The organism is Rhodanobacter sp. UC4438_H5 (genome assembly GCF_052978405.1).
The window spans coordinates 2,129,441-2,142,208 of sequence record NZ_CM129672.1 but is presented as its reverse complement, the minus strand read 5'-3'; the positions used below and the strand labels follow the sequence as shown (position 1 = coordinate 2,142,208).

Annotated in this window: 16 protein-coding genes; 9 read left to right on the top strand and 7 right to left on the bottom strand. The window is 64.9% G+C overall.

Annotation, left to right across the window (positions count from 1 at the left end):
* Positions 1 to 33 precede the first annotated feature (33 nt).
* Positions 34 to 1,359: a hemolysin family protein gene (locus ACVCL9_RS10155; RefSeq protein ID WP_447098220.1), complete on the bottom strand. Its 1,326-nt coding sequence runs from the start codon at positions 1,357 to 1,359 to the stop codon at positions 34 to 36.
* Positions 1,360 to 1,493: 134 nt separating this feature from the next.
* Between ACVCL9_RS10155 and ACVCL9_RS10150 the strand changes: the two genes are divergently transcribed.
* A complete protein-coding gene (locus tag ACVCL9_RS10150; protein WP_136259163.1) occupies positions 1,494 to 2,123 on the top strand; it encodes a DUF47 domain-containing protein in 630 nt (209 codons plus the stop codon).
* 72 nt (positions 2,124 to 2,195) lie between these two features.
* A complete protein-coding gene (locus ACVCL9_RS10145) occupies positions 2,196 to 3,308 on the top strand; it encodes an anion permease (RefSeq protein WP_447098221.1) in 1,113 nt (370 codons plus the stop codon).
* Positions 3,309 to 3,315: 7 nt separating this feature from the next.
* Here ACVCL9_RS10145 and ACVCL9_RS10140 read toward each other — a convergent pair whose 3' ends face one another.
* Complete coding sequence (locus tag ACVCL9_RS10140; protein ID WP_447098222.1) at positions 3,316 to 3,720, bottom strand: hypothetical protein; 405 nt, start codon at positions 3,718 to 3,720, stop codon at positions 3,316 to 3,318.
* 81 nt (positions 3,721 to 3,801) lie between these two features.
* Between ACVCL9_RS10140 and ACVCL9_RS10135 the strand changes: the two genes are divergently transcribed.
* Positions 3,802 to 4,143: an MGMT family protein gene (locus tag ACVCL9_RS10135; protein ID WP_447098223.1), complete on the top strand. Its 342-nt coding sequence runs from the start codon at positions 3,802 to 3,804 to the stop codon at positions 4,141 to 4,143.
* A gap of 9 nt (positions 4,144 to 4,152) precedes the next feature.
* Here ACVCL9_RS10135 and ACVCL9_RS10130 read toward each other — a convergent pair whose 3' ends face one another.
* The 3 genes from ACVCL9_RS10130 to ACVCL9_RS10120 form a co-directional block, all read right to left on the bottom strand.
* On the bottom strand, positions 4,153 to 5,436 hold the full coding sequence (locus ACVCL9_RS10130; protein WP_447098224.1) for a polyhydroxyalkanoate depolymerase: 1,284 nt from the start codon (positions 5,434 to 5,436) through the stop codon (positions 4,153 to 4,155).
* Positions 5,437 to 5,520: 84 nt separating this feature from the next.
* Positions 5,521 to 6,270, bottom strand: a complete 750-nt coding sequence (locus ACVCL9_RS10125; protein WP_447098225.1) for a class I SAM-dependent methyltransferase — start codon at positions 6,268 to 6,270, stop codon at positions 5,521 to 5,523.
* Between the two features lie 41 nt (positions 6,271 to 6,311).
* Positions 6,312 to 6,818, bottom strand: a complete 507-nt coding sequence (locus ACVCL9_RS10120) for an RDD family protein (protein ID WP_447098226.1) — start codon at positions 6,816 to 6,818, stop codon at positions 6,312 to 6,314.
* 32 nt (positions 6,819 to 6,850) lie between these two features.
* On the opposite strand from ACVCL9_RS10120, the gene xerD reads away from it, so the two are divergent.
* The 3 genes from xerD (at position 6,851) to ACVCL9_RS10105 (ending at position 8,970) form a co-directional block, all read left to right on the top strand.
* Complete coding sequence (gene xerD / locus ACVCL9_RS10115) at positions 6,851 to 7,786, top strand: site-specific tyrosine recombinase XerD (RefSeq protein ID WP_447098227.1); 936 nt, start codon at positions 6,851 to 6,853, stop codon at positions 7,784 to 7,786.
* A gap of 73 nt (positions 7,787 to 7,859) precedes the next feature.
* On the top strand, positions 7,860 to 8,483 hold the full coding sequence (locus ACVCL9_RS10110; protein WP_447098228.1) for a glutathione S-transferase family protein: 624 nt from the start codon (positions 7,860 to 7,862) through the stop codon (positions 8,481 to 8,483).
* A 70-nt stretch (positions 8,484 to 8,553) separates the two neighbouring features.
* Entirely contained in the window at positions 8,554 to 8,970 is a 417-nt protein-coding gene (locus tag ACVCL9_RS10105; protein ID WP_447098229.1) for a VOC family protein, read from the top strand.
* Between the two features lie 24 nt (positions 8,971 to 8,994).
* On the opposite strand, the gene ACVCL9_RS10100 is transcribed toward ACVCL9_RS10105, so the two are convergent.
* Entirely contained in the window at positions 8,995 to 9,381 is a 387-nt protein-coding gene (locus tag ACVCL9_RS10100) for a VOC family protein (protein WP_447099532.1), read from the bottom strand.
* A gap of 131 nt (positions 9,382 to 9,512) precedes the next feature.
* Positions 9,513 to 10,070, bottom strand: a complete 558-nt coding sequence (locus ACVCL9_RS10095; RefSeq protein WP_447098230.1) for a dihydrofolate reductase family protein — start codon at positions 10,068 to 10,070, stop codon at positions 9,513 to 9,515.
* 192 nt (positions 10,071 to 10,262) lie between these two features.
* Here ACVCL9_RS10095 and ACVCL9_RS10090 point away from each other — a divergent pair, with 192 nt between their 5' ends.
* The 3 genes from ACVCL9_RS10090 to ACVCL9_RS10080 are packed head-to-tail and all read left to right on the top strand — an operon-like array spanning position 10,263 to position 12,738.
* On the top strand, positions 10,263 to 11,000 hold the full coding sequence (locus tag ACVCL9_RS10090) for a hypothetical protein (RefSeq protein ID WP_447098231.1): 738 nt from the start codon (positions 10,263 to 10,265) through the stop codon (positions 10,998 to 11,000).
* A 56-nt stretch (positions 11,001 to 11,056) separates the two neighbouring features.
* Positions 11,057 to 11,881 (top strand): hypothetical protein, encoded by an 825-nt coding sequence (locus tag ACVCL9_RS10085; RefSeq protein WP_447098232.1) that lies wholly within the window; start codon positions 11,057 to 11,059, stop codon positions 11,879 to 11,881.
* A 47-nt stretch (positions 11,882 to 11,928) separates the two neighbouring features.
* Positions 11,929 to 12,738, top strand: coding sequence for a Stf0 family sulfotransferase (locus tag ACVCL9_RS10080; protein WP_447099568.1), 810 nt, complete (start codon positions 11,929 to 11,931; stop codon positions 12,736 to 12,738).
* Positions 12,739 to 12,768 lie beyond the last annotated feature (30 nt).

Below are 12,768 nucleotides of genomic sequence, written 5' to 3'. Positions count from 1 at the left end.
ACATTTCTCTTCACTCACGCCTGAGCTGCGCTTTCAGCCACTCTCCTCTTCCCCTTCTTCCGCCAGCGACGGCGCCGGGGTGACCAGCAGCTTGTCGATGCGGGCGCCGTCCAGGTCGACCACCTCGAAGCGGATGCCGCGCCAGGCGAATACCTCGCCGACCTGCGGCACGTGGCCCAACGCGGTCATCACCATGCCCGCCACGGTGCGGAAATCGTGGTCCGCCTCGCCCGGCAGTTCGCCGGTGCGCAGCAGTTCGCGCAGGTCGTCGGTGGACAGGCTGCCGTCGATCAGCCAGCTGCCGTCGGCGCGCTGCTTGATCGGGCTTTCGTCGCTGCCGCCGTGGCCGATCTGGCTGGCGCCGACCACCGCGGCCAGCAGGTCGTTGACGGTGACCACGCCCTCGATGTCGCCGTACTCGTCCACCACCAGGGCCAGCGGCGTCTCCGCGTCGCGGAACTCCTCCAGCAGGTCGAGGGCGCGCGCCGTGGCCGGCACGAACAGCGGCCGGGACAGATGGCCGAACAACTCCGGGCTGCCTTCGGCGAAGCTGTGCAGCATGCGCTTGACCTCGACCACGCCGACCACGTCGCTCTCGTCGCCGCGGTACACCGGGTAGCGCGAGTACGGCGTCTGCCGCATCACCTCGATGTTCTCCTCGCGCGATGCGGTGAGGTCCAGCCAGGCGATGCGCATGCGCGGCGTCATCACGCTGTCCACCGTGCGGTCGCCCAGGCGCAGCACGCGGTTGACCATGTTGTGTTCGTCCTCGTCGATCACGCCCGCCTCGACGCTCTCGGCAACCAGCAGGCGGATCTCCTCCTCGGTGACCACGCCGCGGCCGTGCGTATTGATGCGCAGCAGGCGCAGCAGCAGGCCGCTGGATGCGTTGAGCAGCCACACGAACGGCGAGGTGATCCGCGCCAGCACCAGCATCGGGATGGCGGCGTACGACGCCACCTTCTCCGGTGCGGCGAGCGCCAGCCGCTTGGGCACCAGTTCGCCGATCACGATCTGGATGTACGAGATCAGCGCGAAACCGAGCACGATGCCCGCGCCGCGCGCGTACGGCAGCAGCCAGGCCATGTGCTCGCCGGTCAGCACGGCGGCGATGTGGGCGCCCAGTGCATCGCCGGCAACCGCGCCGGTCACCAGCATCACCAGGGTGATGCCGACCTGCACGGTGGAGAGGAAGCGCTCCGGCGCCTCGGCGTGGCGCAGCGCGGCCGCGGCCTTGCGGCTGGTGCGGGCCATCTGCTTGAGGCGGCTGGGCCGCGACGCGACCATGGCCATCTCCGACAGCGCGAAGAAGCCGTTGCACAGCGCAAGCACGAAGACGAGCGCGATTTCGGTCAGCATCGCGGCGAAGGTGTCGGAGGGTGCATGGGCACAGTGTAAGGGCAGCGGGGCTCCGCTTCACGCGGATATTGATGCATGGCAGCACGGGCATCCTGTAACATTTCCGTCATCCCGCTCCTTCAGGCATGGCCAGCATGTTTTCATTGCAGACGATTTTCGGCAAAGGCGACAAGTTCTACGGCCTGCTTGAACAGAGCGCCAGCGCCGCCAGCGAAAGCGCCCAGGCCCTGCACGATCTGCTGACCAAGCCGGACCAGGGCTCGGTGATGGCGCGCTTCGCGGCGACCCGCGCGCGGGAGAAGGAGCTGGCCGCGCAGATCAGCGAGGGGCTGGTCAACACCTTCGTCACCGCGCTGGATCGCGAGGACATCGAGGCGCTGAACTCCTCGCTCTACAAGATCCCCAAGACCATCGAGAAATTCGCCGAGCGCTACGAGATCGTCTCCGCCCGCCTGGGCGGCGTGGATTTCGCGCAGCGCGCGCAGGTGCTGCTGCATTCCAGCGAGGTGGTGGCCGAGATGGTCGGCGAGCTGCGCAACGGCCTGCGCATCGATCGCGTGAAGAAGCTGCAGGATCGCCTGCAGGCGCTGGAGTCGGAGGGCGATCGCATGCTGCTGGCGCCGTACCGCACCCTGTATGTCGAAGGCAGCGACGCGATGCGCGCGATGCTGGCCAAGGATCTGTTCGAGCTGATCGAGAAGGCCATCGACAAGTGTCGCGACGTGGGCAATATCGTCTACTCGATCGTGCTGAAGAACTCCTGAGGGCCCGCTCGTGACCCTGCGCCTTTCGCCTCGTTCGGCCGCCGGCCGCCGCCTTGCCGCGGGAGTTCGCGCATGAGCGTCGTCATCGCGGTGGTGGTGATCGCGCTGGCGTTCACCTACATCAACGGCTTCCACGACACCGCCAATTCCATCGCCACGGTGGTGGCCACCAAGGTGCTCAGTCCGGGCCAGGCCGTGTTGATGGCCGCCGGCACCAACCTGGTCGGCGCCTTCCTCGGCACCGCCGTGGCCGCCACGATCGCCTCGGGCCTGATCAATGCCGGCGTGCTGGAGGTGAGCTCGCAGCTGCTGATCTGCGCGCTGCTGGCGGCGATCGTGTGGAACCTGATCACCTGGTGGCTGGGCCTGCCGTCGAGCTCCAGCCACGCGCTGATCGGCTCCCTGGTCGGCGCCGCGCTGGCCGCGTCGGGCAACAACTTCGACTCGGTGATCTGGATCCATGGCGGCTGGTTCGAAGGCAGCGGCGTCATTCCCAAGGTCATCATCCCGATGGTGGTGTCGCCGGTGGGCGGCTTCATCATCGGTTTCATCGTGATGGGTTTGCTGTACGCGCTGCTGTCGTGGTTCGCCAGCCGTCAGGGCTGGTCGCGTCGGTTCGGCCGCACGCCGTTCGTCAACGCGCTGTTCGGCAAGGCGCAGATCCTCTCGGCCGGCGCGATGGGCGTGGCGCACGGCATGAACGATGCGCAGAAGAGCATGGGCATCATCGCGCTGGCGCTGGCCGGCGCCACCGCGGCGCATCAGTTCGACCATCTGCCGTGGATGCTCGGCTTCCTGCGCATCGACGAGAACCCCGCCGGCGGCTTCGTGATCCCGGTGTGGGTGAAGGTGGTCTCGGCGCTGACCATGGCGGCGGGCACCGCCGGCGGCGGCTGGCGCATCATCAAGACGCTGGGCCACAAGATGGTCAAGCTGCATCCGATCAACGGTTTCGCCGCCGAAACCAGCGGTGCGCTGGTGATCCTCAGCGCCTCGGTGTTCGGCATCCCGGTGTCGACCACCCACATCGTGTCGTCCTCGATCATGGGCGTGGGCGCGGCCAAGCGCTTCAGCGCGATCCGCTGGTCGGTGGTGGAGCGGATGGTGTGGGCGTGGATCCTGACCCTGCCGATCACCGCGCTGCTGGCCTACGGCTTCGTGATGGCGTATCGCGCGGCGTTCTGAGCCGCCGCTACAAGGCATCCTCTTCGCTGGCGATGACCTGCTCCAGTCGGTCGCCCAGCTTGCCCAGCACGCGGATCACCCGGTCCAGCTCGGCGGCGTCGAGGAATTCGTACAGACGGTTCTCGCACAGGTGCAGGTAGGGCGAGCCGTCCAGGTCGGCCACGGCCAGGAAACCGGTACGCTGTTCCCAGTTGAAGCGCAGGCAGCGCTGCGGATCGGTGCCGGCGAGCGGGCCGATCGGGGTGGACACGCGCAGGTAGCGACGGCCGGATTCGCCCTCCAGCTCGGCCAGGTAGATGCCCTGGTAGCGGCCCTGGCTCAGGGCCAGGTCGAAGCTGATCAGGTACGGGTCGTTGTGGTGCAGCTGGTGCGCGCCGGCAAGGTGGGAGCGCACGGCTTCGAAGTGGCGCATGGTGCCATTCCCGTGGGACAGAGCCCGAGGTTACTCTGTCGGGCCTCGCCTGCCGAGTCACCCCACCTGGTCGGAACCGCCATGCAAGACCGCAACGCCCGCATCTATGCCGCCATCGCCGCGATTCCGCCCGGCCGCGTTGCCAGTTACGGCGCGATCGCGGCACGCGCGGGCCTGCCGGGGCGGGCGCGGCTGGTCGGGCGGCTGCTGGGCGAGGTGCCCGAGGGCATGCAACTGCCGTGGTTCCGCGTGCTGCGGGCCAGCGGCCACGTCGCGATGCCGCCGGGCAGCCGCGGTTTCCGCGAGCAGTGCCGACGCCTGCGCGCCGAGGGCGTGGAGGTGGTCAACGGCCGCGTGCCGCTGTCGCGCTTCGGCCTGGACGGCGACCTCGACCACGAGTTGTGGGGCTGGCCTGGCGCTTGAGCCGTTGCGCTACTTCGCGTCGCCGCGGCGGCGTCCGGCGGGCTTGTACGGCTGGTCGAACTGGCGGATGAAGTCGCGCACCTGCGGGTAGACCGTCTCGCGCCAGCGCCTGCCGCTGAAGATGCCGTAGTGGCCGGCGCCTTCGATCACCTTGTGCGCGCGGCGCTTCGCCGGGATGCTGCTGCACAGGTCGTGCGCCGCTTCGGTCTGGCCCAGGCCGGAGATGTCGTCCAGTTCGCCCTCGATGGTCAGCAGCGCGCAGTGCCGGATCGCGGCCGGCTCCACGCGTTCGCCGGCCACATCCCACAGCCCGCGCGGCAGCAGGAACTGCTGGAACACCTTCTCGATGGTGTCGAGATAGAACCGCGCCGGCATGTCCAGCACGGCGTTGTACTCGTCGTAGAACTTGCGGTGCGCCTCGGCGTCGTCCTGGTCGCCGCGCAGCAGGTCCTGGTAGAAGTCCCAGTGCGAGCTCATGTGCCGGCCGGGGTTCATCGCGATGAAGCCGGCGTGCTGCAGGAAACCCGGATAGACCTCGCGCCCGTGACCCGGATAGTTCGGCGGCACGGTATGGATCACGTTGCCCTTGAACCACGACAGCGGCTGGCGGGTGGCCAGGTTGTCGACGCTGGTGGGGCTGCGCCGCGAGTCGATCGGGCCGCCCATCATGGTCAGGCTGCGCGGGGTGGCTTCGCCGCGCGCGGCCATCAGCGACACCGCCGCCAGCACCGGCACGGTCGGCTGACACACGGAAATCACGTGCAGCGATGCGGCGCCGATGTGGCGGATGAAATCCTCCACGTAGGCGACGTAGTCGTCCAGGCTGAAGGTACCCTCGGCGGCCGGCACCATGCGCGCATCGACCCAGTCGGTGACGTACACCTTGTGGTCGCGCAGCAGCGTGCGCACGGTGTCGCGCAGCAAGGTGGCGTGATGGCCGGACATCGGCGCCACCACCAGCACCACCGGGTCCTTCTTCATCTTCTCGATGGTGGCCGGGTCGTCGCTGAAGCGCTTGAAGCGCTTGAGCTGGCAGAAAGATTTGGCCAGCGCCACCCGTTCGATCACCGCGATTTCCTGCCCGTGCGCCTCGGCGGCATGGATGCCGAACGCGGGCTTCTCGTAATCCTTGCCCAGCCGGTAGACCAGCTCGTTGGCGGCGGACAGCCGCTGCACGCCGGGCCAGGCGGCGAACGGGTTGCCGCGGGCACTGAGCATGCGGGCGTTGGCCTCGGCGAAGTAGCTCAGCGGACCGAGCAGCGAGCGCTGCCATTCATGGATTTGATAGAGCATCGGATGGGGTGGCCGTTGGTCGTAAACCGTTGCATCTTAGCGGGAATGACCGGCTGGTGTTGCAATGCGGCAGAGAGCTGGGTCTCAACCTGCGCGGCGGCAGCGCAGCAGGATTTCGTCCACGCCGTCGGTATTGCCCAGTCCCTCGCGCCAGCGCAGCGGCTGCTGGAAATGCAGGCCCAGCGGCATGAACACGCGGTTGTACCACCACATCGCGCGTTCGCGCTGGTGCTCGAGGAACCACTCGGCCATGGCCAGCAACCGCGGCGAATTCGGCTGCATGCCGTAAACCGCGCTGTGTTCCAGCACGAAGCCGTGTTCGGCCAGCAGGGCGAGGATCTGCGCCGGCTCGTAGCGGCGACAGTGGCCCACGCAGTCGTCGAACGCGGTCCATGCCTGCGGGTGCAGCGGCACCGACATCAGCACGCGCGCGCCGGGAGCCGCCACGCGGGCCAGTTCCGCCAGCGCGCCGTGGTCGTCGGCGACGTGTTCGAGGATGTCCAGCGCGCAGACCAGGTCGAAACTGGCGTCGCGCCAGGGCAGCGCGCCGATCAGGCCATGCACCGCGGTGGCCCCGCTGGCCTGCAGCCGCCGTACTGCGGCATGGCTCAAGTCGACGAAGCAGGTGCCGCGCAGCGGCAGCCGCGGGCGCAGTCCGGGCGCCACTTCGAGCCGGCGCGGTGCTTCGTCCGCCAACGCCTGCAGCAAGGGCCAGGTATTGAAGCGCGAGGGTTCGACCAGGTTCGCCCGCGTCCACAACGGCTCGTAGAAGCCACGGTTGCGGCGGATCGACTCGTCGTTGCTGCGAAGCTCGGCGGCGGGCGGGGAGGGCATCGGCGGATTGAACCGCGTCGGCGCTGTGCAATACGTGAAGCTCAGCCCGTTTGCCGCAACTCGGTGCCCGCGACGATATCGTGCAGCGCGCGGCGGCGCGGGTCGAACAAGGCCACCGCAAACCACGCACCCCAGGCCGCCAGCAGCAGCCACAAGGTGGCGCGCAGGCCCAGCACGGGCGCCAGCATCAGCAGCAGCATCGGCGCGGCAGCGACCAGCAGACGCAGCACCGCCTGCTGCAAGGTCGGCGCGGCGCCGTCGCGAGCGGTCACGCGGATGTGCCACGGCCGCATGCCCACGGTCTGGCCGCCGCGCAGCCACGAGCCGATGAAGTACGCCGACACCACCAGCCCCTGCAGCGGCCGGTACCACGCCGGCACCTGCGCGTGATCGGCGCCCTGCACCAGTTGCCCGCCGGTGGCCAGCTGGCTGAGCAGGCCCACCACCATCACGATCGCCACCACGATCAGCAGGTCGTAGACCAGTGCGAGCAGGCGCCGCCACAGCGGACAGGGCATGGCGGAGGGCGTGTCGGAACGGGCGGGCATCGGCATCGGATCGCTTGCGTGGAGCGCGCGCGATGGTCAGCATCGTGCGCATGGACAAGGAAGAAAACCCCGCCAGTATCGCCGAAGCCGATCGCCGCGGCATCGCGCTGTTCATCGAGCGGGTGTGGTCAGAGGACGGCCTGGCCGAGCGCACGCTCGAAGCGTACCGGCGCGATCTGGAAGCGCTGGCGCGCTGGCTGGCGTCGCGCGGACGCAGCCTGCGCACGGCCACGCGCGAGGACATCTCCGCCTACCACGGCACCCAGGCGGCGGCCGTCCGCTCGATCGCGCGACGGCAGTCGGCGTTTCGCCGCTACTACGCCTGCGTGGCCCGCGACGAGCCGGATTTCGTCGACCCCACCTTGCTGATCGAGCGGCCAAAAATGCCACGCAGCCTGCCCAAGGCGCTGGCCGAACGCGAGATCGAGGGCCTGCTCGGCGCGCCCGACACCGGCACCATGCTGGGCCTGCGCGACCGCGCCATGCTGGAGCTGATGTACGCCTCCGGCCTGCGCGTGTCCGAGCTGGTGGAACTGCCGCTGGCGGCGCTGAACACCCGCCAAGGCGTGTTGCGGATCACCGGCAAGGGCGGCAAGGACCGGCTGGTGCCGGTGGGCGAGGAAGCGCTGGCGCGCATCGGCGATTACCTCGCCGACGCCCGGCCGGCGCTGGCCCGCGGCCGGCAGCCCGCGGCGCTGTTCCTGAGCAACCGCGGCGAGGGCATGAGCCGGCAGATGTTCTGGACCCTGGTCAAGCGCTACGCGCAGCAGGTCGGCATCCACGCCAAACGCATCTCGCCGCATGTGCTGCGTCATTCCTTTGCCACCCACCTGCTCAACCACGGCGCCGACCTGCGCGCGCTGCAGATGCTGCTCGGCCACAGCTCGCTCAGCACCACCCAGATCTACACGCTGGTGGCGAAGGAGGGGCTGAAACGGCTGCACGCGCAGCATCATCCGCGCGGGTGAGCGGCGCTTGTCGATTCACGGGGATGCCGTTCGTCGTGGCAGGAAGTCCCCACCTTCGCGAGGAATCCCCACCATGAAGCTCTACTGGTCCGACGTGTTGAAGCCGCGCTCCGCGTGCGCGGTCGCGAAATACCTGGAATCCCCGGTTGAATACGTCTATCTCGACCTCGGCCGCGGCGAGCACCGCCGCCCCGACTACCTGGCGCTCAATCCCAACGGCAAGGTGCCTACCCTGGTCGACGGCGCGCTGGCGCTGTGGGAGGCGGACGCGATCATGTGCCACCTCGCCGCGCGCTGCGACTCGGAGTTGTGGCCGCAGGACGCACGCCAGATCGAGGTGGTCCGCTGGTTCAGCTGGAACCATCAGCACTTCACCCGGCCCGGCGGCGCGCTTTACTTCGAGCACATCATCAGGCCGCGTTTCAACCTGGGCGAGGCAGACGCCGCCGAAGTGGAGCGGGCTTCTCACGAATGGCGCCGCGCTGCGGCGGTGCTGGACGGCCATCTGCAACATCGCAACTACGTCGTCGGCGACTCGCTCACGCTGGCCGATTTCGCGCTCGCCGTGGCGCTTCCGCACGCGACCCGCGCGCACATCCCGCTGGCCGAGTTCCCTGCCGTCCAGCGCTGGCACGAGCGCATGAACGAGCTCGAAACCTGGCGCGAACCCTTCCCCGAAATCGCCGTGGCCGCCTGATTCGCGCTGACTGTCGATTCGCGCCCGCGCCGTTCGTCATCCCTGCAGAGCACCCCGCCGGAGACCACCGATGCAACTCGTGAGCTACCTGTTTTTCAAGGACAACGCCGCCGAAGCCTTCGACTTCTACGCCCGCTGCCTGGGCGGCCAGATCGCGATGAAGGTGACCATGGGCGACATGTCCGGCGATGCGGCGCCGCCCGCCACCCGCCACCTCATTGCCCACGTGCGCCTGCAGGTGGGCGACGCCGTGCTGATGGGCTCGGACTGGTGCAATCCCGACAGCGGCCCGTATCCGGGCATCCACGGCAACGCCGTGTCGCTCAGCGTCGACCAGCCGCAGGAAGCCGAGCGCCTGTTCGCCGCCCTGTCCGAAGGTGCGCAGGTGACCATGCCGATGGCCGAGACCGACTGGGCGCTGCGCTTCGGCATGCTCACCGATCGCTACGGCGCGATGTGGATGGTCAACTGCAACCGGCCCGGGTAAGCGCGGGGCAGGGTCGGGCGCCCTTCAGGCTTCGCCGTAGCTCGAGACCTCGATGAGGTTGGCATCGGGGTCCCTGAAGTAGACAGAGGTGATGGGCCCGGTGGCCCCCGTGCGCTGCACCGGCCCCTCCAGTACGGCCACGCCGCACGCCTCCAGGTGGGCCAGCACGGCCTGCGGTCGGGCCAGGGTGACCAGGCAAAGGTCGGCCGAGCCGGGCGTCGGCGCGGCGGCCTTGGGCTCGAACTCGCGGCCCTGCTGATGCAGGTTGATCTTGCTTTGCCCGAACGCCAGCGCCTTGCGGCCCGCGCCGAACGTCACGACCTCCATGCCGAGCACGCGCGAGTAGAAATCGCAGGTCGCGGGGATGTCCTTGACGGTGAGGACGAGATGGTCGAGGCGTTCGATGCGGATGGGGTTCATGGGAGAGGCTTCGCGCTCGGGCTGCAGGACCGTGGCAGTCGTGCGGCGAACCGTTCGCGCACTGCTTCGGACTTCACTCCAACCGGAAGGACTCTATCAGTTCGCCATCGGAGCACTACCGGTCAGCGTGCGCGCCGGTAGTGCACGGCGACTGCGCCGTTGCGCAGCGGCGTGGCCGAGACCAGCTCCAGTCGTCGCGTGCCGGGCAGCCCGTCCTGGTACAGGGTCGGCCCATGACCGGCGATGCGGGGATGGACCAGGAACCTGTACTCGTCGATCAGATCCAGCCGGTCCAGCGCGGCCGCGAGTTTGCCGCTGCCGAGGAGCACGCCGGCCGGCGTCGCGTCCTTCAGCTTCTGCACGCCCGCGCGCAGGTCGCCGCCGACATGGTGGCTGTGGCGCCAGGGGAATTCCGTGCGCGTGGAGGACACCACGTACTTCGGCTTGGCCTCCAGCCTGACTGCCCACTCGCGCATCGCCGGCGCTGCTTCCATCTCGCCGCGGGCAACCGCCGGCCAGTAGCTTTCCATCAGCTCGTAGGTGACGCGGCCCCACAGCATCGCCCCGCTCTCGTCCATGAGGCGGGTGAAGAACGCGTGCGTCTCGTCGTCGGCGATGCCTTCGCGGTGGTCGACGCAGCCATCCAGGGTGAGGTTGAGGCTGAAGGTCAAGAGGCCCATGGGGCGTCCGTTTGTGAGACCGGAACAGGGTCGGCTCCGAGGCTTGCCGAACTTAACTGGCAACGTCCTCTTTGTCCGCAGAAGTCACCATCCTCTTAGAAAAAGTACACACTGACCCCTGTTCTGACGCCAAATCCCGAAGCACGCGGCAGCTCTTCATTAGGCGGCAACGCGTCAAATTCGTGGAATCTGGTGAAATGGCAAAGCGATTCCGAGCGCATCTATGAGTGCAGTATTGGTGAGATGAACACATGCGCCCCGAACAAACCCATGCGGAGTTTGTCCCCGGAGGAAATTCAGATCATTATCGGGTCCGACGACTCGATGGAGCAGACACAAACCCATGGGTCCTGCACCGCCAACGGCTGCAACGTCACAGCAACCGTGCCGCCGCCGACCTATGTTTCTGGTCTGCCTATAACGAGTGCGCCGCCCCCTCCCGATATGGGAGGGGGTGGGGGTGGCGGTTATGATTACAATGTCCCCAATACAGTAAGTCAGCAACATTTGGAGCAATGCGCATTGGCCTATGGGGCGCTTAGCCCGTCCTTGCCAACCAAATTCACAGACGTGTATGGATGGACCGCTAAGGACGCTGACGGAGTTTGGGTGAGTCATACGACGACGTCAACCATCGAAGATCCGCCACTTCCTCTCGGAGCTAAATATTGGCAAATGGATGACGCGACCACATTTCTAACTGCGGACCAGAATCAACAGAATCATATTGCGCGAACGGAGATATATAAACATGCATATCAATCTGACGCGCATCTGGTAAAGATTATAGCACACGAATGGTATCATCAAAATCATTACAATCCAAACGCAACTCCGGCGCAACAAAAAGCCGAGGAAGATGCTGCGGACCAAGCTGGCCAAGACGCCGAGAATGGTTATGTCGCAGACGGTGGGGCTAAGTGTAACTAGGCGGGCTGTGGCACTCAGGTAGTTACGTACAACTTTCAAGGTATATTGGAGAGATCATGACAATACTCGCCCCCAAACGCATGACCTTGCTCGCCACCTGCCTCTGTTTCATCACATCGGGGGCAGCCTTGGTGGCCGCGCAAGGCACTCCCCCCGCGAGCGTGGATCCGACGTCCAGTGGCAAGATTGCTAGCGGAAGAATCAGTGTCATCGCAGAAGGGCATCGTCGGGAATTCCTTGACGCGAGGGAATGCTTTACGCATTACCTAGATGCATCGGTCTTGTCCAGTGGGATGAATAGCTGCTCTCGGCATAAAGGTGTTAATTCCGAACAGTGCGCGAGATGGAGCAAGGCTCTGGAAGAATCTTCGAAAGCCAACGCTTCATCGAGGGGGTGCAGCGGGGACCCCAGTGTTCTTGAAAGAGAGTTTCGCAAAGCTGTTATAATTGCTGCAAAGGACGGGGACGAAGATGCGCGCATTTGCTATGTCGATGGCGCTTTTTTTACACCGAAAGATGTTGATATCGACGAGTATAGGGTTAACGCACATAGATATTTAAAGGAAGCTATCGAACGAGGCGATTGGCGGGCCGTCGCCCTTCTGGCCAAGGACAGCCCTGACCACGACGGTATGGGTGTTATGTCCTCTATGGACATCATTGGCAAGCCATTTACCCTTTATCGCGCAAACAGATTGCTTCAACTCGGCGCAGCAGATGGTCTGAAGAAAATTTATGCGGATAATGCTCGCGTTGCAGCACAGCGTCTGACTAACGCCCAGATTGTCAATGCAAACGTTTGGGCGGCCCAGGTTTATTCGAAGTATTTTGACAAGTCGTCGAAGCTTACATCTAATCCGAGCGGCTGCATGAGAAATTGATTAGCTCTATTTTGTTCGATGATCGTTGAGTGATCAGTGGATAAGATATGGAAAAGCAAGGAAGGCATTTGGCACGTAGGTTATATGATGCCGAGTTCGATTTTAACTGCTTCGGCAGAGAGCCGTTGGGTACGTACATGTTAGCGACCCTACCTCGTTCAGGAAGTACCTATTGTGCGATAAAGCTATGGCAGACCGGTCTGCTCGGATCGCCGATGGAATATTTGAACTTTGGAGTGATAGCCGATCTGTACCAGAGGCTGGGTTATCCGATCAGCGGTGATGGAGGAGTTTTGTCCGGGCATGTTCAATCCTACTGGCGGAGTGTGAAGATTATAAGAACTTCTTTGAATGGTGTATTCGGCTGGAAGATGTTTACCTCAAATTTCCTCGAGATATCAAAAAAGTACCCTGAGCTGCTTAAGGAAATTACGCCAAACTATGTTTTATATTTGACGAGAAGGGATGAGTTGGGTCAGGCTTTTTCTTATTCGAGGGCAATGAGGTCAAAAACATGGTTCGGAGGAATAGCAAATGTGTCTGAGGTTGCTTATGATTTTTTTCATATCAAAAAGTGTCTGCGATTGATCAGGGAACAGAAGAGATGTTGGGAAGATATCTTCGATACCGTCGAGATAGAGCCTATTCGTATTTTTTACGAGGATCTCTTGAGTGACGCCGAGTCCTTCACTGGGTGCATTCTTGGGCGTATGGGGATTAAGGTTGACCGTACCTCTCGCATTGATATCCCCGTGACGCTCAGGCAGACGGATGGTATTAGCCGTATCTGGCGAAATCGCTTCGCTGAGGATGAATCTCACGAGGCTATTTCTGCTGAAAAGAAAACGCCTGATTAGCGTCGGACCCCAGTCCCAAATCTCGCTCCC

Coding starts and splice junctions, on each gene's coding strand:
- ACVCL9_RS10155 (WP_447098220.1), bottom strand. CDS start 1,359: ATGCTGACCGAAATCGCGCTCGTCTTCGTGCTTGCGCTGTGCAACGGC.
- ACVCL9_RS10150 (WP_136259163.1), top strand. CDS start 1,494: ATGTTTTCATTGCAGACGATTTTCGGCAAAGGCGACAAGTTCTACGGC.
- ACVCL9_RS10145 (WP_447098221.1), top strand. CDS start 2,196: ATGAGCGTCGTCATCGCGGTGGTGGTGATCGCGCTGGCGTTCACCTAC.
- ACVCL9_RS10140 (WP_447098222.1), bottom strand. CDS start 3,720: ATGCGCCACTTCGAAGCCGTGCGCTCCCACCTTGCCGGCGCGCACCAG.
- ACVCL9_RS10135 (WP_447098223.1), top strand. CDS start 3,802: ATGCAAGACCGCAACGCCCGCATCTATGCCGCCATCGCCGCGATTCCG.
- ACVCL9_RS10130 (WP_447098224.1), bottom strand. CDS start 5,436: ATGCTCTATCAAATCCATGAATGGCAGCGCTCGCTGCTCGGTCCGCTG.
- ACVCL9_RS10125 (WP_447098225.1), bottom strand. CDS start 6,270: ATGCCCTCCCCGCCCGCCGCCGAGCTTCGCAGCAACGACGAGTCGATC.
- ACVCL9_RS10120 (WP_447098226.1), bottom strand. CDS start 6,818: ATGCCCGCCCGTTCCGACACGCCCTCCGCCATGCCCTGTCCGCTGTGG.
- xerD (WP_447098227.1), top strand. CDS start 6,851: ATGGTCAGCATCGTGCGCATGGACAAGGAAGAAAACCCCGCCAGTATC.
- ACVCL9_RS10110 (WP_447098228.1), top strand. CDS start 7,860: ATGAAGCTCTACTGGTCCGACGTGTTGAAGCCGCGCTCCGCGTGCGCG.
- ACVCL9_RS10105 (WP_447098229.1), top strand. CDS start 8,554: ATGCAACTCGTGAGCTACCTGTTTTTCAAGGACAACGCCGCCGAAGCC.
- ACVCL9_RS10095 (WP_447098230.1), bottom strand. CDS start 10,070: ATGGGCCTCTTGACCTTCAGCCTCAACCTCACCCTGGATGGCTGCGTC.
- ACVCL9_RS10085 (WP_447098232.1), top strand. CDS start 11,057: ATGACAATACTCGCCCCCAAACGCATGACCTTGCTCGCCACCTGCCTC.
- ACVCL9_RS10080 (WP_447099568.1), top strand. CDS start 11,929: ATGGAAAAGCAAGGAAGGCATTTGGCACGTAGGTTATATGATGCCGAG.